This is a genomic window from Kitasatospora sp. NPDC001664, from assembly GCF_053596675.1.
Genome location: NZ_JBSFGS010000007.1, coordinates 58730 through 78986 on the forward strand (window position 1 = coordinate 58730; position 20257 = coordinate 78986).

General features: G+C 74.3%; 19 protein-coding genes. 8 read left to right on the top strand and 11 right to left on the bottom strand.

Annotated features, from left to right (window positions below):
- Positions 1-88: 88 nt before the first annotated feature.
- A complete protein-coding gene (locus tag ACWCYY_RS12235; RefSeq protein ID WP_449795946.1) occupies positions 89-1324 on the top strand; it encodes an agmatine deiminase family protein in 1236 nt (411 codons plus the stop codon).
- A gap of 48 nt (positions 1325-1372) precedes the next feature.
- On the opposite strand, the gene zapE is transcribed toward ACWCYY_RS12235, so the two are convergent.
- A complete protein-coding gene (gene zapE, locus ACWCYY_RS12240) occupies positions 1373-2449 on the bottom strand; it encodes a cell division protein ZapE (protein WP_449795947.1) in 1077 nt (358 codons plus the stop codon).
- Between the two features lie 141 nt (positions 2450-2590).
- Between zapE and ACWCYY_RS12245 the strand changes: the two genes are divergently transcribed.
- The 4 genes from ACWCYY_RS12245 to ACWCYY_RS12260 all read left to right on the top strand — a co-directional run bounded on the left by ACWCYY_RS12245 (position 2591) and on the right by ACWCYY_RS12260 (position 4494).
- Positions 2591-3010, top strand: coding sequence for a hypothetical protein (locus ACWCYY_RS12245; protein WP_380149653.1), 420 nt, complete (start codon positions 2591-2593; stop codon positions 3008-3010).
- 53 nt (positions 3011-3063) lie between these two features.
- A complete protein-coding gene (locus tag ACWCYY_RS12250; RefSeq protein WP_449795948.1) occupies positions 3064-3465 on the top strand; it encodes a hypothetical protein in 402 nt (133 codons plus the stop codon).
- 134 nt (positions 3466-3599) lie between these two features.
- Positions 3600-4106 carry an Imm50 family immunity protein gene (locus tag ACWCYY_RS12255; RefSeq protein ID WP_345281682.1) on the top strand — a complete coding sequence of 169 codons (507 nt, stop codon included), beginning with the start codon at positions 3600-3602 and terminating at the stop codon, positions 4104-4106.
- Positions 4099-4494 carry a hypothetical protein gene (locus ACWCYY_RS12260; protein WP_449795949.1) on the top strand — a complete coding sequence of 132 codons (396 nt, stop codon included), beginning with the start codon at positions 4099-4101 and terminating at the stop codon, positions 4492-4494. The genes ACWCYY_RS12255 and ACWCYY_RS12260 overlap by 8 nt, the downstream gene beginning before the upstream one ends.
- 13 nt (positions 4495-4507) lie before the next feature.
- Here the strand turns inward: ACWCYY_RS12260 and ACWCYY_RS12265 are convergent, their stop codons facing one another.
- Positions 4508-6136 carry a hypothetical protein gene (locus ACWCYY_RS12265; protein ID WP_449795950.1) on the bottom strand — a complete coding sequence of 543 codons (1629 nt, stop codon included), beginning with the start codon at positions 6134-6136 and terminating at the stop codon, positions 4508-4510.
- Positions 6137-6203: 67 nt separating this feature from the next.
- Complete coding sequence (locus ACWCYY_RS12270) at positions 6204-7394, bottom strand: erythromycin esterase family protein (RefSeq protein ID WP_449795951.1); 1191 nt, start codon at positions 7392-7394, stop codon at positions 6204-6206.
- A gap of 57 nt (positions 7395-7451) precedes the next feature.
- On the opposite strand from ACWCYY_RS12270, the gene ACWCYY_RS12275 reads away from it, so the two are divergent.
- Positions 7452-8186, top strand: coding sequence for a MerR family transcriptional regulator (locus tag ACWCYY_RS12275; RefSeq protein ID WP_449795952.1), 735 nt, complete (start codon positions 7452-7454; stop codon positions 8184-8186).
- 14 nt (positions 8187-8200) lie between these two features.
- Here the strand turns inward: ACWCYY_RS12275 and ACWCYY_RS12280 are convergent, their stop codons facing one another.
- Both ACWCYY_RS12280 and ACWCYY_RS12285 read right to left on the bottom strand, forming a co-directional pair.
- Entirely contained in the window at positions 8201-8488 is a 288-nt protein-coding gene (locus ACWCYY_RS12280; protein WP_345281692.1) for a DUF1905 domain-containing protein, read from the bottom strand.
- Between the two features lie 70 nt (positions 8489-8558).
- Positions 8559-9740, bottom strand: a complete 1182-nt coding sequence (locus ACWCYY_RS12285) for a GDSL-type esterase/lipase family protein (RefSeq protein WP_449795953.1) — start codon at positions 9738-9740, stop codon at positions 8559-8561.
- Positions 9741-9894: 154 nt separating this feature from the next.
- Between ACWCYY_RS12285 and ACWCYY_RS12290 the strand changes: the two genes are divergently transcribed.
- Complete coding sequence (locus ACWCYY_RS12290) at positions 9895-13020, top strand: AfsR/SARP family transcriptional regulator (RefSeq protein ID WP_449795954.1); 3126 nt, start codon at positions 9895-9897, stop codon at positions 13018-13020.
- A gap of 12 nt (positions 13021-13032) precedes the next feature.
- On the opposite strand, the gene ACWCYY_RS12295 is transcribed toward ACWCYY_RS12290, so the two are convergent.
- Positions 13033-14595 (bottom strand): amidohydrolase, encoded by a 1563-nt coding sequence (locus ACWCYY_RS12295; RefSeq protein ID WP_449796066.1) that lies wholly within the window; start codon positions 14593-14595, stop codon positions 13033-13035.
- A 151-nt stretch (positions 14596-14746) separates the two neighbouring features.
- Between ACWCYY_RS12295 and ACWCYY_RS12300 the strand changes: the two genes are divergently transcribed.
- Positions 14747-15361 carry a TetR/AcrR family transcriptional regulator gene (locus ACWCYY_RS12300; protein WP_345281697.1) on the top strand — a complete coding sequence of 205 codons (615 nt, stop codon included), beginning with the start codon at positions 14747-14749 and terminating at the stop codon, positions 15359-15361.
- A 48-nt stretch (positions 15362-15409) separates the two neighbouring features.
- Here ACWCYY_RS12300 and ACWCYY_RS12305 read toward each other — a convergent pair whose 3' ends face one another.
- The 5 genes from ACWCYY_RS12305 to ACWCYY_RS12325 all read right to left on the bottom strand — a co-directional run bounded on the left by ACWCYY_RS12305 (position 15410) and on the right by ACWCYY_RS12325 (position 20157).
- On the bottom strand, positions 15410-16825 hold the full coding sequence (locus tag ACWCYY_RS12305) for a NarK family nitrate/nitrite MFS transporter (RefSeq protein WP_449795955.1): 1416 nt from the start codon (positions 16823-16825) through the stop codon (positions 15410-15412).
- Between the two features lie 193 nt (positions 16826-17018).
- Positions 17019-17231 (bottom strand): hypothetical protein, encoded by a 213-nt coding sequence (locus ACWCYY_RS12310; RefSeq protein WP_345281699.1) that lies wholly within the window; start codon positions 17229-17231, stop codon positions 17019-17021.
- Between the two features lie 78 nt (positions 17232-17309).
- Entirely contained in the window at positions 17310-17594 is a 285-nt protein-coding gene (locus ACWCYY_RS12315; protein WP_345281700.1) for a hypothetical protein, read from the bottom strand.
- A 146-nt stretch (positions 17595-17740) separates the two neighbouring features.
- Complete coding sequence (locus ACWCYY_RS12320) at positions 17741-18760, bottom strand: hemolysin family protein (RefSeq protein WP_345281701.1); 1020 nt, start codon at positions 18758-18760, stop codon at positions 17741-17743.
- The gene (locus ACWCYY_RS12325) at positions 18757-20157 is read right to left on the bottom strand and encodes a hemolysin family protein (protein WP_449795956.1); all 1401 of its coding nucleotides are present in this window, start codon (positions 20155-20157) and stop codon (positions 18757-18759) included. The genes ACWCYY_RS12320 and ACWCYY_RS12325 overlap by 4 nt, the downstream gene beginning before the upstream one ends.
- Positions 20158-20257: the final 100 nt, after the last annotated feature.

Below are 20257 nucleotides of genomic sequence, written 5' to 3' on the forward strand. Positions count from 1 at the left end.
CCCAAAGTATTGACCGAGCGCTTGGTCAGTTTTACCTTCTGGGCATGGCCCTGGAGCGACCACGGCCGCACTGACGGAAGGTCACCACATGACCAGCGCACGCGATCCCCACGCGCAGTCGCACACCTCCCTCGGGAGACGAGGCTTCCTCGCCGCCGCCGGGCTCGCCGCGGCGGGCGCCACCTGGGCGGTGGCCGGCGGCGGCACCGCCGGGGCGTCCGTGACCCGCGGCTCCGCCTCGCCCGGCCTCGCGGGCTCCACCGGCCTGGCGGCCGGCACCTTCTCCGTGCCGGTGGACACCGTCCGGCACACCCGCACCTGGATGGCCTGGCCGGACGACGCCACCATCTGGACCGGCCGCAGCGGAGGCCGCCGCGGTGGCAAGGTGCCCTCGCTCAGCCAGATCCAGGGCAACATCGCCCTCGTGGCCAACACCATCGCCCGCTACGAGCCGGTCTACATGCTGGCCAACCCGGCCTCGGCGGCCCGGGCCCGCCAGCTCTGCACCGCCGCGAACATCACGATCATCACCAGCATCCCGGTGAACGACTGCTGGATGCGCGACACCGGCCCGGTCTTCCGTACCAACGGCCTCGGCGGCCTGGACACCATCGGCCTCAACTTCAACGGCTGGGGCGGCAACCAGGTCTACACCAACGACGGCAAGGTGGCCTCCCGGGTCGCCGCGCTGCTCGGCCTGCCGTTCACCGCCGCCTCGATCATCGGCGAGGGCGGGGCGGTCGAGACCGACGGCGCCGGCACCGTGATGGCCACCAAGAGCAGCCTGCTGGTCTCCAACCGGAACCCCGGGATGAGCCAGGCCACCGCCGAGACGGCGCTGAAGAACGCCTACGGCGCGAGCAAGGTGATCTGGTTCGCCGGTGTGGCGGGCCAGGACATCACCGGCGACCACGTGGACGCCACCTCGCGCTTCCTGGAGCCCGGCAAGGCGCTCGTCCAGTACCCCAACGCCACTGACGACCCGTCGGACGTCTGGACCAAGGACGAGATCAACCAGTACAACGTGCTCGCCGCCGCCACCGACGCGCGCGGCGTCCGCATCCAGGCCACCAAGCTCGGCGGCCCGGACTACTACTCCATCCGCCAGTCGGACCCGGCCTTCGTCGGCTCCTACGCCAACTACTACGTCTGCAACGACGCCGTCATCGCGGCCCAGTTCGGCGACTCCCGGGCCGACGCCGCCGCCAAGTCCAAGCTCCAGTCGCTCTTCCCGGGCCGCACCGTGGTCCAGCTGAACATCGACTACCTGGGCCTCGGCGGCGGCGGCATCCACTGCGTCACCCAGCAGCAGCCCGTCCCGTAGCCGTACGTGCGGCCCCGGCGGCATCCCCTGCCCGCCGGGGCCCTTCGGCTACCGCGCCGCCGGGACTTTTTGCAGCATCGCCAGGCGGCTGGCGACCCGGTCCAGGTCGCGCAGCATCTCCGGCCCGGCCCCGGCGAGCGGGTCGGCCCCGATCAGGACCAGCCGGACGTCGCGGTCGCAGCAGACGTCCACCAGGTTCCCGAAGCGCTGCCGCCCGTCCGCCGTGGCCTCGGCGAGCGGGACGACACCGTCCACCACCACCGTGTCGAAGCGGCCGGCCAGCGCCAGGTAGTCCGGCACGGAGGTGGTGCTCTCGCAGAGCTCCCCGAACCCGACCCAGACGGTGCCGCCGCGCACCGCGCGGACCGTCAACTCCCGCAGGTGGCCCGCCACCGCGGTTCGCTCCTCGGCCGTCGGCGCGGCGAAGCCCGCCCGTTGGGCCTCCTCCCGGTCGAGCACCGCGCCCTCCGCGAACCTGCGCCCGCCGGAGGGGAGTTGGCCGATGCGGCGGAAGTCGGTCGGCCCCGACACGTCGAGGACGTCCATCCGCTCCTCGATCAGGGCGATCGTCGGCTCGAAGAGGTGGTGGTAGACGGGGTTCGGCATCAGGCCGGAGGGCGGGTAGTTGGAGGTGGTGACGAGGGTGACCCGCCGGTCCAGCAGGGTGCGGAACAGCCGGGCCACCAGCATCGCGTCACCCGCGTCATGGGCATGGAACTCGTCGAAGACCAACAGCTCCGCGTCCCCGAGCAGTTCCTCCACGGCCCGGTCGACGGCGCTGGTACGGGAGTCGGCGCCCACGGGTGCCGCGTGCGCCACGCCCTCGTGCAGCAGGTGGAAGAAGTCGTGGAAGTGCAGCCGTCGCTTCCGCTCACCCGGCACCGCCTCGAAGAAGGTGTCCACCAGCCAGCTCTTCCCCCGCCCGACCGGCCCCCAGACGTACAGCCCCCGCACCGGCGCCGGCGCCCTGAACAGCCGTCTGGCGCCGACCACTTCCCCCGCCAGCCGGGCCAGCCGCTCCACGGCCGCCTCCTGGGCCTGCGACAGGGTGAACCCCCGCCGCCCGGCATCCCGCCGGAAGTCCTCCCGGACCGCCTCGTACACCTTGATCGTCTTCGCGTTCACGGCCCGCGAGCCTAACCGATCACCGCTCCCGTGGGGCAGTGCGGCCCCGGTCCACCGGGAGTGTCGCGGTGCGGTCACCGGTTCGCACCGGCTTGCCGATGGGCCTCCCGGTCCGGCCGACCGGCTGCCTAGGCTCGGGGCATGACTGCTGCCCAGTGGTACGTCCTCATCGAGGAGGACACCCGGATGACCAAGCACGCCGACGGGGTCGAACTGAAGCTGCACCACTGGACCCTGGTGGCCAGTCATCCGGTGGGCGGCAGTGAGGAGGACGCCCTGGCGGTCGCCGAGGAGGCCGCCCTGAAACACGTTCCGGACCTGCTGGCGCGTCACGCCAGGCCGGGGGACGTACCGGCCCGGCAGGCGTTCCGTGCAGGGGACGGCTCCTGGCTGGTCTGGCTGCGGCAGCACCACCGCGAGTGCCACCTGCGGGTCACGACTGCCCGGCTGGTGCACGTGGTCGAGGGGAACGACGCTCCGCCGAAGACCTTCCGCGACAGGCTCCGCAACGCCCTGGACGGCCCCGCGCCCGAGCCCACCCGCTGGGCACCGGGAGCGTGAGACCGGGCCACCGGTTGACGGCGACCTCCCTGACGGCAGGGCAGGACGGCCCGATGAGACCGGATGCCGTCCTCGCCACCGATCACCTCCGCGTTCCTCGTACCGGGTCCTCCCCGGAGGAGCGGGTCGTCCCCGTCCGGGCGGTCCGGGACGCCGACCCGGACGCCACGCCGCCGGAGGTGCGGACCGTCGAGGGGGAGACGGTGTTCTTCCCGGCGGGGCAACGGGCCGAACTGCGGGCGTTCTGCGCACGGCACGGGATCGCCCTGCTGCGCCGCGCCGACGTGTGGGGCGACCTGCTGGAGCCGTTCCTGGACACCGTGTTCACCGCTGAGCACTGGGCCGGGCTGGAACCGGGTGAGGTGCCCGCCGTCAGGGACCGCGTCGCGCCCGACGCCCGCGCGGCGTTCCGGGCCTGGGCCACGGGGATCGCCGACCTCGCCTCGAACCCGTAGGTCAACGCCTTCCCCGCGCAGCGGCCGAGGAGGCCGCCCCGAAGCACCTGCCGGACCTGCTCGCCGTGAGAGGCCGGGGACGTTCCTGGATATCATCGCAGCTCAGAGGAGTCCGGACGGGAAGGGGGCGGGCCGTGTCAGCCGATGTCCGGCCGGGGCTGCTGCTGCACGCGGAGCGGTTCACCGGGCTGTACCGCGAACTGCCGCCCCTGGCGGGGCTGGTGCTGCGCTCGGTGCACCTGAGCCCGTACGGCGCTGCGGTGACCCTGCGGGTGGAGTTTCCGCGGTTCCCCGACCTCGCGCCGCCGGAGTGGACCGAGGCGGGCTGCGACCGGTTCGAGGCGCAGCTGGAGTTCGTCGCGGTGGAGGACCTCCGGATGCGGGGCGTGCCCGGGGCGACGGTGGTCGACGTGGCGTTCGGGGACTGGGTGCCGACCCCGGAGCGCCGGATCGAAGTCGCCGTGGCGGGGCGGGAGTTCTCGCTGCGGTTCACCGCCCACGGCGTGCGTCCGGGGCGCCTCAACGCCTACCGCTCCGAGGACGGGGACCCCTACACGGCCCGGCGCTGGTTCGACGGCCCGCTGGAGCGGCGCCGGTACGCGGTGCTGCCGCCCACCACCGCGAAGGTGTTCTATGAGTGAGCCCGACTGGTCCGCCGCGCTGGCCGACCCGGAGGTGATCCGTTCCGTCCTCGGCTCGCCCCCGCCACCGCTGACGGACCACCGGTTGGAGTCGCTCCTGGTCGACGAGCGCGGCAGCTCCGTGACGCCGCGGCTCTCCGCCTTCGCAGTGGCGGCGGGTGCGGCTGAGCTCTGGCGTGAACGGGGCCACAATGCCTACGAGTTCGTGTTGGTGTGCGGCGGTGTCAGTGATTTCGTGGTGGACGCCTGGTCCGGCTGGCCGCTCACCGAGGCCGTTCTGGAGGCCGGGGCCGTCACACTGACCGGCCGGGACCGGCGGGTGTCGTTCCGCGCCGAGGCGATCCGGGCCGAGCCCCCGGTCGGGCGGCTGTGGGGCCGCACGCCGTGAGAGGGTGGCCGGCTCAGTACTGGGTCGGCAGGCAGAGGTGGGGCATCCGGACGGCCTCGCCGTCCAACGCCCGCCGCAGGACGGCACGCAGGCGCTCGTCGTCCAGGAAGGCCCGGTAGTCGAAGGTGACGGCGAGGCGCCGGTCCAGGGACAGGACGTGCTCCACCGCGCTGCGGACCGGCGGGGCGAGGGGCCCGCGTCGGGAGAGTGCGGCGACCGCGGCCACGGCGGCGAGGTGGGTGAGCGGGTCCTGCCAGGGCTGGTAGCGCGGTGGCATCTCGGTGAGCCTGGCCGCCGTGGCCTCCAAGTCCCCGCGCAGGGTGGGTTCCCACGGAGGGGTGGTTCCGTCCCACGCGGACAGGACGGCGGCCGCGGTCCGTCCGGGGCGGGTCCCGGACCCGGCCCGGGCCAGCTCCAGCAGGGCGGGGCGCAGCGCGTCGGCGTGCTCCTCCAGCGTGAGCAGGGCGTCGTAGGGCTCGGGCCGGTGAGGGTCACACGCCTGGTACCCCCGGTCGGGCTCGCGGTCGAGGGCGGTCAACCCGTCGACCAGGCGCGGCATCACCCGTGGGTCGCCGATCCGCCCGAGGGCCCAGTGCGCGTAGTCGGTGACGCGGCCGTCGCGCACCTCGTCCTCGCCGGGATCGTCGAGGTGCGCGAGCAGCGCGTCCGTGAAGGGGGCGGCCGACGGCCCGAGCACCGCCAGCAGGTTCGCGGCCCGGACCCGGACGGCCGGCTCCGGGTCGTCCAGCAGCTCGCCCGCCACCCGGACCAGCCCCGGGCCGGCTGAGGGGCGGACCACCAGTACCTTCCAGGCAGCGTCCAACGCGGCTGTCCGGTAAGTGAGTTCACCGGTCCGGGCGAGCTCGGAGGTGAACCGTGCGGCCAGTGGTCCCGGGAGGTCCTCGGCCGTCCCCAGGATCAGACCGGGCAGTTCGGTGCGGTACTCCGGGTCGGGCAGGTCCCACTCGGCCCCGACCGAGGCCGCCGCCCCCGGCTCCCGGAAGACGGTGACCAACTGCTCCGGCAGGCCGGCGGCTCCCTCGGGATCCAGCCGGGCGAGGCCGCGGAGGGCCGCCAGGCGCAGGGCGGCCGATGCCGTGGCGGCGGCCTCCAGCGCGAGCCGAGCGTCGTCGGAGTCCGAGCTCCCGGCGGCGAGCTCACCGAGCCTCATGAGGAGCTTGATCCGCACCGCGGGCTCCTCCTCCGACCGGAGCCGCTCCAGCAGCGGGGCGTGACGCTCCACCAGGTCGACGGCCCACCGGCGGGTCCGCAGGTCCGGATCCTCGATGAGGTGCTCGGCCGCCGCTCGGCAGGAACGCCAGGCCGCGTGCCAGCCAGGGGCGATCCGCTCGGCGGGCTGCGTCCGTGCGGCACCGACCAGCATGAACAGGGTCGCTGCCACCTCGTGCCGGTCCGGCAGGGACGGATCACGTGCCAGTGCCGTCAGGAACGGCAGCGCGTCGGGCGCGAACGCCTCCATGCCCGTGGGGTCGCGGTAGAGCCGGTAGAACAGCTGGTACCCGTCCGCCGGTCCACCGCGCGCGATGCGCCGCAGCTCCGCGACCGCCTCCGCCGAGCCGTCATGTCGTCCGAGCCGGCTCCAGGCCGCGTCCACCGAGGTCACCACGTTCAGCGCGTTCATCCCGGCCATCCTCGCAGTGCCCCGACGAGCGGGGCGAACGGTTATCCCGTGCTGCGGTGACCCTGGGTCAGACGTCGCGGAGGAAGACGACGGCGTCGGCGTGGCCGACGGTGACCGGGTCGAGCGGTGCGTAGGTGTGGTCGGCGGGGGTGCGGACGGGGGTGCCCGGGGGAAGGGCGGCGGCGAGGGCCGGGCCGGGGAGGAGGGCCCGGGGGTGGGGCTGGGCGGTGAGGAGCAGGCCTTCGAGGGTGTCGGGGGCGGGGTGGTCGGTGGCGCGGGTGCCGAAGGTGGTGGCGGTGAAGGCGTAGCGGTCGGCCAGGCGGGTGGCGAGGAGGGCGCCGCCGCTCCACCAGGTGAGGCGTTGGCCGCCGAACCGCATGCTGCTCTCGGTGCGTTGGAGGTGGCTGTTGTGGGCGAAGGCGAGGGTCGGGCCGCGGTGGGCCTCGCGGTCGGCGACGGCGGAGAGGTTGTCGGCCATCATCAGGTCGCGCAGGGCGACCAGTGAGGTCAGGCGCTGCGGGCCGGGGTCGGCCTGGGCGGCGTGGTAGCGCAGGAGGCCGGTGGCCGTGCGGGCGTACAGGTTGGCCAGCCACAGGTGTTCGGGGGAGGTGGCGGCCAGCAGCTGCGGGGCCCGGGCGGCGAGCAGGGCGCTGAGGTCGTCGGCGATCAGGCGGAGCCGGCCGGCCTCCGGGGTGCGGCCGGCGGACTTGGCCGGGTCCCACATCACTCCGGGGTCCGTCCACTGGGAGGGGTCGCCGAGGAGGGAGTTCAACTCGTCCAGGGCGACGGGCAGTTCGAGGTGAGGGGAGAGGAGGCCGTGCAGGGTGGTGAGCGCGGGGCCGGGGGCGGCGGCGCCGCTGACCTCCAGCGGGCCGTCGATGCCGTCGAAGCGGAGCCGGTCCTCCGGAGGGTGGGCGGCGTTCCACTGCCGCATCCAGTGCAGCAGCTCGCGGTTGCCCGGGTAGGCGCCGAACCCGTGGCTGAAGCCGTGGGCGGTGGCGTGGTCGAGGTCCTCGGTGCGGCCCGCGACGTAGGCGTCCGCGGCCAGGGCTGACAGGCAGTCGGATTCGAGGGCGATGGAGCGGTAGCCGCAGTGTTCGACCAGGTGGCGGAAGAGTTCGTTGCGCAGGTCGAGGAAGGCTTCGACCCCGTGGGTCGGCTCGCCCAGGCCGAGCACCCGGACGGCAGGGGAGAGGAGGGCGGCCAGGCGCGCGGGAGTGAACGGAGCGGTGACCTCGGAGAGGGTGGGGGGAGTCATGGCTTCCACCGTATCCTTGAACCTTCGGTGTGAACTTTTGGAGGTCTGGGCCCGAGGATGGACGACAAAAGTCTCAAGCAGAGGTTGCGCCCGGTCGATCTGGCCCGGGAGCACGGCCTCTCCACCCAGGCGGTGCGCAACTACGAGGAGGCCGGCTTCCTGCCGCCCGCCGACCGCTCCCCGCACGGCTACCGCGCCTACACCCCGCTGCACGCCACCGCCCTGCGCACCTTCCTGGCCCTGGTCCCCGGCCACGGCCACGCGAGCGCGGGCGCGGTGATGCGCGCGGTCAACGGGGGTGCGGTGGAGGAGGCGCTGCGGCTGATCGACGCGAGCCATGCCCTGCTGGCCGAGGACCGCCGGACGCTGGAGTCGGTGGCGGTGGCGCTGCGCGACCTGGAGCCGGTGGAGGAGCGGGGGACGGAGGAGGGCGGCCTGCTGATCGGGCACCTGGCGCACCGTCTCGGTCTGCGCCCGGCAACCCTGCGCAAGTGGGAGGCGGCCGGGTTGGTGGTGCCCGAGCGGGACCGCCGTACCGGGTACCGGGTGTACGGGCCCGCCCGGGTGCGGGACGCGCTGCTGGCCCGTCAACTGCGGCGCGGAGGGTATGGGTTGCCGCAGATCGCGCTGGTGCTGGAGCAGGTCCGGACGGCCGGCGGGGCCGAACCGCTGCAGGCGGCGCTGGCGGAGTGGAACGGACGGCTGACCGCGCGGGGCCGGGCCCTGTTGGCGGGGGCGGCGGCTTTGCACCTGTACCTGGAGGAGCTGCGGCAGGACGCCCCGGACGGATGAGGGAGGGTCAGGGGTCAGAGCCGTACGGTCAGTTCCACGTCCACCGGGTCGCCCGTGGTCAGGCCCAGCGGGGTGCGGACGGCGAGCTTCAGCGGCAGCAGGTAGGCCCCGTCCTTGGGGAAGAGCGAGGTGGTGAAGGCGCGGGAGCCGATCCGGGCCTCCACGGGGATCACGCCCCAGCCGTAGCTGGCCTGCGCGGCCACCTGACGGACGGCCGCCGACTCCTCCTCCGGCAGCGGGACGTAGTAGTACGGCGCCGGGCCGCGCCACTCGATCACGTGGCCGGTGAAGCTGAGGTCCATGCGGATGGTTCCGTTCACGGGTGCTGCCGGGGGTCCGCCCAGCGTAGCGGGCCGAGCGGACCCCCGGGCGTCAGCTCCGCGGCAGCAGCCGCATCGCGGTGGGCGAGCCGTCGCCGAGGTAGTCGCTCTCGCAGCCGTAGCGGCCCGGCCGGGCGGCGGAGAGCAGGGAGAGGCAGGCGCCGAGGGCGCGTTGGCCGAAGGCGTTCGGGTGCATCGACTCCTCCAGCGTCCCTTGGGTGTTGGCGTAGTCGAGGAAGCGGAACCACTCGTGCCTGCGGGCGTCCGGCCCGCTCTGGCCGACCTGGGTGGTGCCGAGGGAGCAGACCTCGTGTCCGCTCATGGTCTCCTGGAGGTCGAGGAACTCGGCGCCCTTCGCGGCGGCCACCGAGCCGACCAGTTCGGCGAGTTGGGGCACCAGGGAGTAGCGGGCCCAGGAGGCGTCGCGGTTGTTGAACGGGCAGCCGTCGCGGTTCAGCCGGTTGGAGTCGCCCTCGCGCAGGCGGAACTCCTCGCCGCCCGGGATCGGGGAGGGGTAGGACTGGAGCACCAGCCGGTAGTCCGCGTTCCGGTACCCGGCGGCGGTCATCACCGAGCGGATGTCGTCCACCACGGCGGTGACCTTGGCCCGGACCCCGGGCAGCCTGCCGTCGACGACCGCCTGCTGCTCGTTCATGCAGAGCCGGCTGAACGCCCAGTCGTACGCGCACTCGCCGATGATCTCGCCGAAGCCGAGGTCGTTGCCGCCGATCGAGAGCACGACCAGCGAGACCCGCTTGCCGCGCGCGAGTTGGGCCAGCCGGTCGTTCTGCGGGGCCTCGCCCTTGAAGGCCTGGCCGCCGGCCGCCGTGCTGAGCACGTGCACCGTCTCGGCACCGGAACAGGCCAGGTTGTACCGCTCGGCCACCGGCAGGGCGGTGGCGCTGTTCAGCTCGGCGGTGTCCGAACGGTGGCAGCCCTCGACGGCGCCGGTGGTGCCGTACACCCGGGCGGGGTCGTACCGGCTGCCGGTCCAGGCGCGGTCGGTGCCGTTGCGGCTGCCGTCGTAGCGTGCGGTGTTGCCCAGCCAGCGGCCGCCCTCGCCGGAGATGAAGCTGTCGCCGAGGGCCACGGCCACGGCGGGGCCGGAGGGGACGGCCGGGGCAGCAGGGGCGGCCGGGCCGGCCGGGGCGGTGGCGTGGCCGGTGGCCGGGACGGCCAGGGTCAGCGCGGTGCCGAGCAGGAGGGCGGCGGTTCTCCGCCAACGGGTACGCATGGAGGGTCCTCCGGGAGGGTGTGGGGGCGTGCGGGGCTCTTCGCCGTCGGGCATGTCCACGCTACGATCGGCGGCCACTGGTTCCCCATCGATCGGCCACCGGGAGACCGGTGACGGGACGTCAGGGGGACGGGGGACGGGGGACGGGGGACGGATGGAGTTCGCGCTGCTCGGACCGCTCCGGGTGACCGACGGAGATGGGCGGGAGCTGCCGACCGGCGGCCCACGGGACCGGCGGGCGCTGGCGGTCCTGCTGCTGGACGCCGGGCGGGTGGTCACGGTCGGCCGCCTGGCCCGGGCGCTCTGGGAGGAGCCGCCGGCCACCGCGCGCGAGCAGGTGTTCAACGTGGTGGGCGGCCTGCGGCGGCGTTTCGCCGCGGGCACCGGCGGCGCGGCGGTGGGGCCGGAACGGACGGGGGACGACGGCTTCGTCCTGACGGTCGCTCAGGACGGCACGGACCTCGGCAGGTTCCGGGCATCGGTGGAGCGGGCCGCGGGCGACCCGGAGCGGGTGGCCGCACGGCTGCGGGAGGCCCTGGCGCTCTGGCGCGGACCGGCCCTCGGCGGACTCGGCGGCCCGGTGCTCGCGGCAGCGGCGGCGCAGTTGGAGGAGGAGCGGCTGAGCTGCCTGGAGCGGCGCGTCGAGGCCGACCTCGCATGCGGCCGCCACCGCGAACTCGTTGACGAGCTCGCCGGGTTGACTGCCGAACACCCGCTGCGCGAGCGCTTCACGGAGCTCACCCTGCTCGCCCTCCACCGCTCCGGCCGGCGCGCCGAGGCCCTGGAGCTGTACACCCGGACCCGCCGCACGCTGGCCGAGGAGCTCGGCCTCGACCCCGGCGCCGAACTCACCCGCCTGCACCGGGCCGTGCTCGCCGACCGGTCGGTGCAGCCCGAGCCGGGGCCCGGGCCGAGGCCTCGGTCGGAGCGCGAGCCGAGGCCGCTGTCGGAGCCCGAGCCGAAGCCCGTGCGGGAGGGTGCGCCGGAGGAGGGGCCGGGCGGTGCGGTGTTGCCCGTGCCCGCCCAACTGCCGTCCGACAGCCAGGCGTTCGTCGACCGACCGGCCGCCGTCCGGGCCCTGCTGCGGGCCCTCGCCGCCGACCGGCGCCCGGAGGCCGTCCCGGTCTGTCTGATCAGCGGCCAGGCCGGAGCGGGGAAGACCGCGTTGGCCGTCCACGTCGCCCACCGACGCCGGGCCGCCTACCCCGACGGCCAGCTCTTCGTCGACCTGCGCGGGGCGGACCGACGCCCCGCCGACCCCGGCGAGGTGCTGGCCGGCTTCCTGCGCGCCCTCGGCGTGGACGGCCGCCGCCTGCCCGGCACCACCGCCGAACGCGCCGCCCTCTACCGCACCCTGCTGGCCGACCGCCGGGTCCTGGTACTGCTGGACAACGCCGCCGACGAGGAGCAGGCCCGCCCCCTGCTGCCGGGCACCCCGGGCAGCGCGGTGCTGCTCACCAGCCGGCGGCGCCTGCCCGGCCTGGACCTGCGGATCTCCCTGCCGCTCGGCCCGTTGGACGAGGCCTCCGCCGTGGCGCTGCTGGCCGCCGTCGCGGGGCCCGAGCGGGTCGGCGCGGAGCCCGAGGCGGCCCGTACCCTGGCCGGGCTCTGCGGCCACCTCCCGCTGGCGGTACGGATCGTGGCCGCCAAACTGGCCGCGCACCCGCACCGCGGAATGGCCGAGCTGGTGGACCGCCTGGCCGACGAACGCCGCCGCCTGGACGAACTGACCCACGGCACCCTGGGCGTCCGTGCCGGGCTCTCCCTCACGCACCGGACGCTGTCCGGGCCCGCCCGCGCCCTGCTGCGCCGCACGGCCCTGCTGGACGCCCCCGACTTCGCCGCCTGGACGGCGGCGGCCGCGTCTGGCCGCCCACTGGCCGAGACCGAGCACCTGCTGGACGCCCTGGTGGCCACCCACCTGCTGGAGGCCGACCGCCCGGCCGGCGCACGGCAGGTGCGCTACCGCTACCACGACCTGGTCCGCGCGTACGGACGCGAGCGGGCCGAGGCGGAGGAGCCGCCGGGGGAGCGGGAGGCGGCCCTGGGCCGGGTGCTGCGTCGCTGGGTCACGCTGGTGCGGGCGGGCCGGGTGGCCCACCAGGGCAGCGACTATCCGGCCCGGATCGGCGGGCCGGACCGATCGGCGGGCGAAGTGCGGCGCGGTCGGCAGGAACTGACGGGCAGCGAGCCCGGGCCGCCGCCGACCCCGGAGGCGGTGGAGGAGGACGGGCCGGCGGCGGTGACGGCCGATCCGGTCGGTTGGCTGGGGGAGGAGCGCGAGGCGCTGGTGGCCACCGTGCGGCAGGCGGCCGGTCTGCCGCACGGGGACGAACATGCCTCCGCCTGCTGGGAGTTGGCGGCACTCGGGGAGTACCTCTTCGACCTGCGCAGCGACCTGGCGGGCTGGCGCACCGTGCAGGAGCTCGGCCTGGCGGCGGCCCGGGCGGCGGGGGAGCGCCGGGCCGAGGCCGCGCTCCTGGTGGGCCTGGGCCGGTGCAGGGCCACCCACGAGGAGTGGGACGCGGCCCGGGAGACCCTGGAGGAGGGCGCGGCGCTCTTCGGCGAGCTGGGCGACGAGCACGGCCGGGCGTACGCGGGCTGGGTGCTCTCCTACCTCGACCGGCTCCAGGGACGGACGGGCGAGGCGATGGACCGCTGCCGTCGCGGAGCCGAGGTGTTCGCCGCGGCCGGTGACCTCTACGGGCAGGCGCACGCGCTGCGCGGGCTGGGGCAGTTGCTGCTGGCGGAGGGGCGGAAGGAGGAGGCGCTGCGGCTGTTCCGGGAGGCGTTGGAGACGGCGGGGCGGGGCGGTGCGGTCTGGCCGAGGATGAGCATGCTGCGCTGGGTGGCCGAGGCGCACCGCCTGCTGGGCCGCCACCGGGAGGCGGAGCGGGACTTCGCGGAGGTGCTGGCCCACACCAGGGAGGGCGGGGACCTGGCGGGCCAGACCGCCGCCCACACCGGCCTGGGCCGGGTGGCCCTGGACCGGGGCGATCTCCCGGGAGCGCTGCGGGAGTTGCGCACCGCGGCCGCGATCGGCCGCCGCTCCGGCCAGACCGTGATGCACGCCCTGGCCGCCGATCCGCTGGCCGAGGCCCTGCTCGCGGCGGGCCGTCCGGGCGACGCCCGGGCCGTCCTGGACGGCCCGATCACCGACTGCCGCACCATGCGTACCGGTCCGCTGCTGGACCGACTGCTGGCCCGCCGTGAGCAGGCCCGCTCGGAGGAAGCCCGCTCGGAGGAGGCCCGGCGCGTGGTGGCGGCAGGCGGCGAGTGACGGACGGTCGGGTCAGCCGTTCCGGTGCGTGATCCGGCCGTTCGACACGGTCAGGGCGACCGGGGACTGGGCGAGTTCGTCCGCCGGGACGGTGAGCGGGTCGAGGGCGAGGGCGGTGAGGTCGGCGCGCATGCCCGGGGCGATCCGTCCGGCGCGGTCGGCCTCGCCCGCGGTGACGGCGGCGTGCGTGGTGCAACCCTCCAGCGCCATCAGCGCGGTGAGGCCCTGCTCGGGGACCACCGGCGGGATGTCCGTGCCGGGGGCGCGGCGCAGCTGCGCGTGGGCCAGCACCACACGCGGGTCGGAGTTCGAGACCGGCCAGTCGGAGCCGAGGACCAGCACCGCGCCGGTGTCGCGCAGGGTGCGGCAGGGCCAGGCGAGCGCGGCGCGCTCGGGGCCGAGGCGCCGCGCCCACTCGTCGGTCCGGTCGGCGCGGGTGAAGGCGCTGTGGGCTGGCTGCATGGAGGCGATCACGCCGAGCTGCGCGAACCGGACGGCCTGCTCGCGCGGCAGGGTCTCGATGTGCTCGACGCGGTGGCGCATCCGCCCGTCCGGGCCGAGCGCGGCGACGGTGTCCAGGACGTGGCGCACGCCGGCGTCGCCGATGGCGTGGGTGGCGGTCCGCACCCCGGCGGCGTGCAGGTGGTGGACCGCGGCGGTGTACTCGGCCGGGTCGAGCCAGAGCCCCTCGCGGCTCTGCCCGTGGCAGTCGCCGTGCTCCAGCCAGGCCGAGCCGCCCTCGACGGTGCCGTCCATGAACAGCTTGACGCCCCCGACCAGCCAGCCGCGCCCTGCGGTGCCGTGCAGTGCGGCGAGTCCGTCGAGCCCGTCCCGGTCGGTGCCGGGCATGCACCACGGGTTGATTCGCAGCCGCAGCGGCAGCTCCTCCCGCTCCTCGATCGCGCGGAGCAGGTCCAGCACCTCTCCGCCGGCGTCCATCACGTGGGCGCCGGTCAGGCCGGTGGACGCCATCTCGGTGAGCAGGCCCCGCAGTTCCTCGCGGCGTTCGGCGAGCGGGCGGCGCGGCAGGATCGCGGTGACCGGGTCCATCGCGGCGTGCTCGATCAGGTGGCCGGTGGGGACGCCGTCGGCGTCGCAGACGACGGTGGCGCGCTGGGCGAAGGTGCGCGGCCCGTCGATCCCGGCGGCGCGCAGGGCGGCGCCGCTGACCAGCGCGGAGTGGACGTCGTACAGGCGGAGGAAGACGGGGACCTCCGGGCCGAGCACGGACTCCAGCAGCTCGCGGTGGACGGGGCGGCCGCCGAAGGCGTTGTGGTCGAGCCCCCAGCCGACCACCCACCCGTCGGTCCGCTCGGCGGCGGTCAGCGCCGCGCGCAGCCCGTCCAGGTCGCGCACGGCGGAGAAGTCCGTGCCGGCGGCCATCTCCAGGCCCAGGGCGGGGTGGCTGTGGCCGTCGGTCAGACCGGGCACGAGGGTCGCCGCGCCGAGGTCGACCACCTCGGTGCCGGGCCCGCGCCAGTCGCGGGCGTCCCGGGCGTCGCCGACGGCGGTGATCAGGCCGTCCCGGACGGCCACGGCGGTGGCCTGCGGCCGGCCCGGGTCCAGGGTGTGCATCCGGGCGGCGAGCACGACGAGGTCGGGGGTCACGGTGAACTCCTGGGAAGGTGACGGCAGGTCAGACGTCGGTTCCGTAAACCTAAAGCATGATGGTTTCTGCACCCTAGCCCGTGCGGCTAGGGTGCGGGAAGACCTGAGGAGGGGAGCGATGGGGCGTCCCAGCAAAGCGCTGCTGGACCAGGAGCGGATCGCGGCCACCGCGCTGGCCCTGGTCGACGAGCACGGCGACTTCTCCGTGCCGCAGATCGCCAAGCGGCTCGGCGTGCAGACCGCCTCCGTCTACCACCACGTCGAGGGCCGGGCCGGGATCGTCGAACTGCTGCGGCTCCGGCTGGCGGCCGAGATCGACCCGGGCACCCTCGACCTGCGGCCCTGGGACCGGGCGATGGAGGCCTGGGCGCTCTCCTACCGCGCGGCCTTCGCCGCCCACCCGCGCGCCATCACGCTGCTGTCGATGGCCCAGGTCGTCGCGCCCGAGGTGCTGGCCCACTACGACAAGGCGGTCGCGGTGCTGCTGGAGGCGGGTTTCGCGGACTCGGTGGTGATGGTGCTGATCGCCGCGCTGGACAACCTGGTCCTCGGCTCCGCGCTGGACCTGGCCTCGCCCGAGACGATGTGGGAGCCGGCCCCGGACGGCTCGACCCCGCTGCTCGCCCGCGCCCTCGCGGCCGTCCCCGAGGGCCGCCGGGCCGACGCCGCCTTCGACTTCGCCCTGGAGGCCTTCCTCGACCGGGCCCGGCGCACGCTGGCCGGGCCGCACTGAGGCGGCCCGGCCAGGAGGTGGTGACGGGGGCGGGGGAGTGACGCGGGGTCAGCTCGGGTACTCGGCGCCCTTGCGGGCGTAGTACCACCAGGTGACCGCCAGGCAGCTCAGGTAGAAGGCGACGAAGCCCCACATCGCGCTGGTGACGGCGAAGTTGGCGAACATCGCCGGGATGAAGAAGAAGCCGTAGGCGGCGATCGCCGCGGTGAAGCCGGTGACGGCTCCGGACTCCATCTCGGCCTGCTTCAGCGCCTGGTCGTGGGCGGCGGTGCCCTCGGTGAGGCCCTTCAGGGCGCGGGCCCGGAAGATCACCGGGATCTGCCGGAAGGTCGAGCCGTTGCCGATGCCGGAGAAGAAGAAGGCGGCCAGGAAGCAGGCGAAGAAGCCCCAGAACGAGCCGCCGTCCGCACCGGAGGGCAGGAAGGTGATCACGCCGACGATGGAGACCGCCATCCCGGCGAAGGAGAGCAGGGTGACCTTGGCGCCGCCGAGCTTGTCGGCGATCCAGCCGCCGGCCCAGCGGGCCAGGGCGCCGACGGCCGGGCCCATCCAGGCGTAGGTGGCGACGGAGTAGTCCGGGAAGGTGGTCTTGATGAGCAGCGGCAGGGCGGCGGCGAAGCCGATGAAGGAGCCGAAGGTGCCGACGTACAGCCAGGTCATCAGCCAGGTGTGCTTGCGCCGGAAGATGACCTTCTGCCGGCTGAACGGGGTGGAGGCCACCTTGAGGTCGTTCTGTCCGAACCAGCTGACGGCGGCCAGCAGGACGATCACCGGGATCCAGACGAAGGCGGCGTTCTGCAGGTAGACGGCGGTGCCGTTCGCCTTGTGCTGGGCGGAGCCGATCGCCAGCACCGAGGAGGTGATCAGGATCGGGGTGAGCAGCTGGACCACCGAGACGCCCAGGTTGCCGAGCCCGCCGTTGATGCCGGTGGCGTTGCCCTTCTCCTTCTTCGGGAAGAAGAAGCCGATGTTGGCCAGGGAGGAGGAGAAGTTGGCACCGCCGAAGCCGCAGAGCGCGGCGATGGCGGCGAGCACCAGGTACGGGGTGGAGGTGTCCTGGATGGCGATGCCCAGCCAGAGCAGCGGGACCACCAGCACGATCGTGGAGAGCGCGGTGAAGCGGCGCTGGCCGATCTTCGGGCCGAGGAAGGTGTAGAAGATCCGGGCGGTGCCACCGGTCAGGCCGGGGATGGCGGTGAGCCAGAACAGCTGGGAGGTGGTGAGCCCGAAGCCGACGTCCTTGAGGTTGGTCGCGGTGACGGACCAGACCTGCCAGACCACGAAGCCGACCAGCAGGGCGGGCACCGCGATCCACAGGTTGCGGTTGGCCACCTTGCGTCCGGTGGCCCGCCAGAAGACCGGGTCCTCCGGGTCCCAGTCGCTGACGGTGCGTCCGGGCCGGTACTGGCCCGGGTCGGGGGCGTCGGCGGGCTGCTGTCCGGCGCGTTGGACGGTGGAACTCATGGCGTAACCCCTGCTGTCGAGACGGCGTCGGCCGAGCGGGCGGCGGTGACCGCCACACTGGTCTAGACCTCTCTAATGTCCGCCTTCACGCGGGCTTTACCGAGGGTCCTATGTCGCGACTGTGCGCGGACCAAGGTCCCGGACACGACGGAGGGCCGCCCTCCACGGGGAGGGCGGCCCGTCCGACGGGGCGTCAGGAGCCTTGGGCGGAGCGCTGTTCGCCGGCCGGTTCGAGCGCTCCGGCGGAGAGGCCGAGGGCCTCCAGCAGCAGACGGCAGTCCTCGCCGTCCCTGGCGTGGGCGGCGACCACGCCGCGGACCCTGGCCTGCAGGGCCGGGGGCACGACGTGGTCGGTCGGTTCGATGGTGTCGGCGATGGTGGTCAGGTCACGGTTGGCACGGGGCATCGGGTCCGCTCCTCGGAGGTCGCGGTGGATCGCCCACGGTACCGCCTGCGGCGCGCGAACGCCGGGGACGCGCGGAGCCTACGCCCCGGGCACCCAGTGGTTGTGGACCTGGTGGACCTGCGGGCGCCCCGAGCCGGTGGGCCAGCCCAGCTCCTGCGCGACGGGCATCATCCTGTCGGCGAACGCGTCCATCTGCGCCTCGCTCTCCCAGAGGTCGAAGATCTCCAACCCCTGGTCGGTCGCGACGCAGACGTGCGAGAGGCAGCCCGCGAAGATCTCCGGCGTCTGCTGGAGCCGGGCGTTCAGGGTGTCGTACTGCTCGGCGGTGATCCCCGGGAGCACCGCGTGGATCAGAACGGCCATGGCCGGTCACTTCCTCTTGTCCTCGTGCCGAGTGGGTGTGTTGCCAGCACACCACTTCCGGCCCGGGGCGGCATCCGTACGGGGAAGGCCCGGCCGCGCACCCCCGGGAGGGCGCGCAGCCGGGCCTTCGACGGCGGGCGGCTCGCTCAGTGGGCGGCGGGGCCGACCAGCTCCTTGAGCACGTCCTCCAGGGTCACCAGACCGGTGGCCGAGCCGTCGGGGGCGACGGCCGCGGCCAGGTGGGTGCCGGAGCGCCGCATCGCGGTGAGCACGTCGTCCAGCGGAGTGGACTCGGCGACCCGGGCGATCGGGTGCAGGGCCCGGGACGGGAACGGCAGGTCGCGGTTCTCGTCCTGCTCCAGCGCGTCCTTGACGTGCAGGTAGCCGGAGACCGTCCCGTCCGCCCGCAGCAGCGGGAAGCGGGAGAAGCCCGTCCGGGCGGCGAGCTCCTCCAGCTGGGCGGGGGTGGTGCCGGGCCGGGCGAAGACCACCTGGGCGGTCGGGGTGACCACCTCGGAGACCGGGCGGCTGCCCAGCTCCAGGGCGTCCTGGAGCAGCTCGGTGTCGCGCTCGCTGAGCAGCTCGGCGTCCGAGGAGTCCTGCACCATCCGGGAGAGCTCGTCCTCGGTGAAGACCGAGCCGACCTCGTCCTTGGGCTCCACCTTGAGCATCCGCAGGATGGCGTTGGCGAAGGCGTTGATCGAGAAGACCAGCGGGCGCAGCGCCTTGGTGGTCGCCACCAGCGGCGGCACCAGCAGCATCGCCGCCTTCTGCGGCGCGGCCAGCGCCAGGTTCTTCGGGATCATCTCGCCGAGCAGCATGTGCAGGTACGTGGCCACCGTCAGCGCGATCACGAAGGCGATCGGGTGGGTGAGCGCGTCCGGCACGCCGACGGCGTGGAAGACCGGCTCCAGCAGGTGGGCGATGGCCGGCTCGGCCACGGCGCCGAGCACCAGGGAGGAGACGGTGATGCCGAGCTGGGCGGTCGCGAGCATCGCCGAGACGTGCTCCAGGCCCCAGATGACGGTCCTGGCCCGGCGGTCGCCCGCCTCGGCCTGCGGTTCGACCTGGCTGCGGCGCACCGAGATCAGGGCGAACTCGCCGCCGACGAAGAAGGCGTTGCTGACCAGGGTCAGCAGGCCGATGAAGAGCTGGAGCGCGGTCACCGGTCCTCCTCCGTGCGCTCGGCGGTGCGGTCCGCGCTGCGGTCCGCGCTGTGGTCCGAGGCGCGGCCGTCCGACGGTTCGTCGGCTGACGGGGCTTCAGGGGCGGTGATCCGCACCCGTTCCGCCACGTGGTGGTCGACGCTCTCGACCTCCAGCTGCCAGCCCTCCAGCTCGACCAGGTCGCCCGGGGTGGGGATCCGGCCCAGCCGGTGCGCGATCAGCCCGGCGAGGGTCTCGTACGGGCCCTCGGCGGAGGGCAGTCCGAGCGTCTCCAGCTGGTCGGTGCGGGTGATGCCGTCGGCGTCCCACTGACGGCGGCCGTCGGTGAGGGTGCCGACGAAGAACAGGTCGGGCACCTCGGTCGGGTCGTGCTCGTCGCGGACCTCGCCGACCACCTCCTCGACGATGTCCTCCAGCGAGGCGATGCCGGCCGTGCCGCCGTACTCGTCGATGACCACGGCCAGGCTCTCCTCGCCGCGCAGCTGGTCCAGCAGCCGGTCCACGGTGAGGGTCTCGGGCACCAGCAGCGGCGGGGTCATCAGGGTGGTGACCCGGCGGGAGGAGCGCTCGGCGGCCGGGACGCCCAGGGCGTGCCGGATGTGCACGGTGCCGACCACCTGGTCCATGCTGCCCCGGTAGACCGGGAAGCGGGACAGGCCGGTGGCCCGGGTCAGGTTGGCGACGTCGGCGGCGGTGGCGTGCTCCTCCAGGGCCTGCACGTCGACCCGAGGGGTCATCACGTTCTCCGCCGTCAACTCCCGCAGGCGCAGCGCCCGGACGAAGAGGTCGGCGGTGTCGGGCTCTATCGCGCCCTCGCGGGCGGAGTGCCGGGCCAGCGCGATGAGCTCCTGTGGGGTGCGGGCCGAGGCCAGCTCCTCGGCGGGCTCCAGGCCGAAGCGGCGCACCACCCGGTTCGCGGAGTTGTTCAGGTGCCCGATCAGCGGGGAGAACGCGGCCGAGAACAGGTACTGCGGCCGGGCCACGATCTTGGCCACGGCGAGCGGGCGGGAGATCGCCCAGTTCTTCGGAACCAGCTCACCGGCCACCATCAGGACCACGGTGGAGAGCAGCACGCCGAGCAGCACGGCCACGGTGTCCACGGCCCCGTGGGGCAGCCCGATCGCGGTGAGCGGGCCGCGCAGCAGCGCGGAGACCGAGGGCTCGGCGAGCATGCCGATGACCAGGCTGGTCACGGTGATGCCGAGCTGGGCCCCGGAGAGCTGGAAGGTGAGCCGCTTGACGGCGGCCAGGGCGCCGGCGGCGCCGCGCTCACCGGCCTCGGCGGCGCGCTCCACCTCACCGCGCTCGACGGTGGTGAGGGAGAACTCGGCGGCCACGAAGACGGCGCAGGCCAGGGTGAGGGCGAGGGCGAGCAGGAGCAGCAGGACTTCGGTCACCGTGCCACCCCCGCTCCGGACTGGTCGTCCTGCTGTACGGGAACGGCACGGGTGGAACTGGGAGGCTCGTCCATCGCGGGGACCGCGGCTCCTTCTTTCG

What these genes read in the sequence shown, in the direction of transcription:
- ACWCYY_RS12235 (WP_449795946.1), top strand. Translation starts at nt 89, where the DNA reads ATGACCAGCGCACGCGATCCCCACGCGCAGTCGCACACCTCCCTCGGG.
- ACWCYY_RS12245 (WP_380149653.1), top strand. Translation starts at nt 2,591, where the DNA reads ATGACTGCTGCCCAGTGGTACGTCCTCATCGAGGAGGACACCCGGATG.
- ACWCYY_RS12250 (WP_449795948.1), top strand. Translation starts at nt 3,064, where the DNA reads ATGAGACCGGATGCCGTCCTCGCCACCGATCACCTCCGCGTTCCTCGT.
- ACWCYY_RS12260 (WP_449795949.1), top strand. Translation starts at nt 4,099, where the DNA reads ATGAGTGAGCCCGACTGGTCCGCCGCGCTGGCCGACCCGGAGGTGATC.
- ACWCYY_RS12265 (WP_449795950.1), bottom strand. Translation starts at nt 6,136, where the DNA reads ATGAACGCGCTGAACGTGGTGACCTCGGTGGACGCGGCCTGGAGCCGG.
- ACWCYY_RS12270 (WP_449795951.1), bottom strand. Translation starts at nt 7,394, where the DNA reads ATGACTCCCCCCACCCTCTCCGAGGTCACCGCTCCGTTCACTCCCGCG.
- ACWCYY_RS12275 (WP_449795952.1), top strand. Translation starts at nt 7,452, where the DNA reads ATGGACGACAAAAGTCTCAAGCAGAGGTTGCGCCCGGTCGATCTGGCC.
- ACWCYY_RS12280 (WP_345281692.1), bottom strand. Translation starts at nt 8,488, where the DNA reads ATGGACCTCAGCTTCACCGGCCACGTGATCGAGTGGCGCGGCCCGGCG.
- ACWCYY_RS12285 (WP_449795953.1), bottom strand. Translation starts at nt 9,740, where the DNA reads ATGCGTACCCGTTGGCGGAGAACCGCCGCCCTCCTGCTCGGCACCGCG.
- ACWCYY_RS12290 (WP_449795954.1), top strand. Translation starts at nt 9,895, where the DNA reads ATGGAGTTCGCGCTGCTCGGACCGCTCCGGGTGACCGACGGAGATGGG.
- ACWCYY_RS12295 (WP_449796066.1), bottom strand. Translation starts at nt 14,595, where the DNA reads ATGCACACCCTGGACCCGGGCCGGCCGCAGGCCACCGCCGTGGCCGTC.
- ACWCYY_RS12300 (WP_345281697.1), top strand. Translation starts at nt 14,747, where the DNA reads ATGGGGCGTCCCAGCAAAGCGCTGCTGGACCAGGAGCGGATCGCGGCC.
- ACWCYY_RS12305 (WP_449795955.1), bottom strand. Translation starts at nt 16,825, where the DNA reads ATGAGTTCCACCGTCCAACGCGCCGGACAGCAGCCCGCCGACGCCCCC.
- ACWCYY_RS12310 (WP_345281699.1), bottom strand. Translation starts at nt 17,231, where the DNA reads ATGCCCCGTGCCAACCGTGACCTGACCACCATCGCCGACACCATCGAA.
- ACWCYY_RS12315 (WP_345281700.1), bottom strand. Translation starts at nt 17,594, where the DNA reads ATGGCCGTTCTGATCCACGCGGTGCTCCCGGGGATCACCGCCGAGCAG.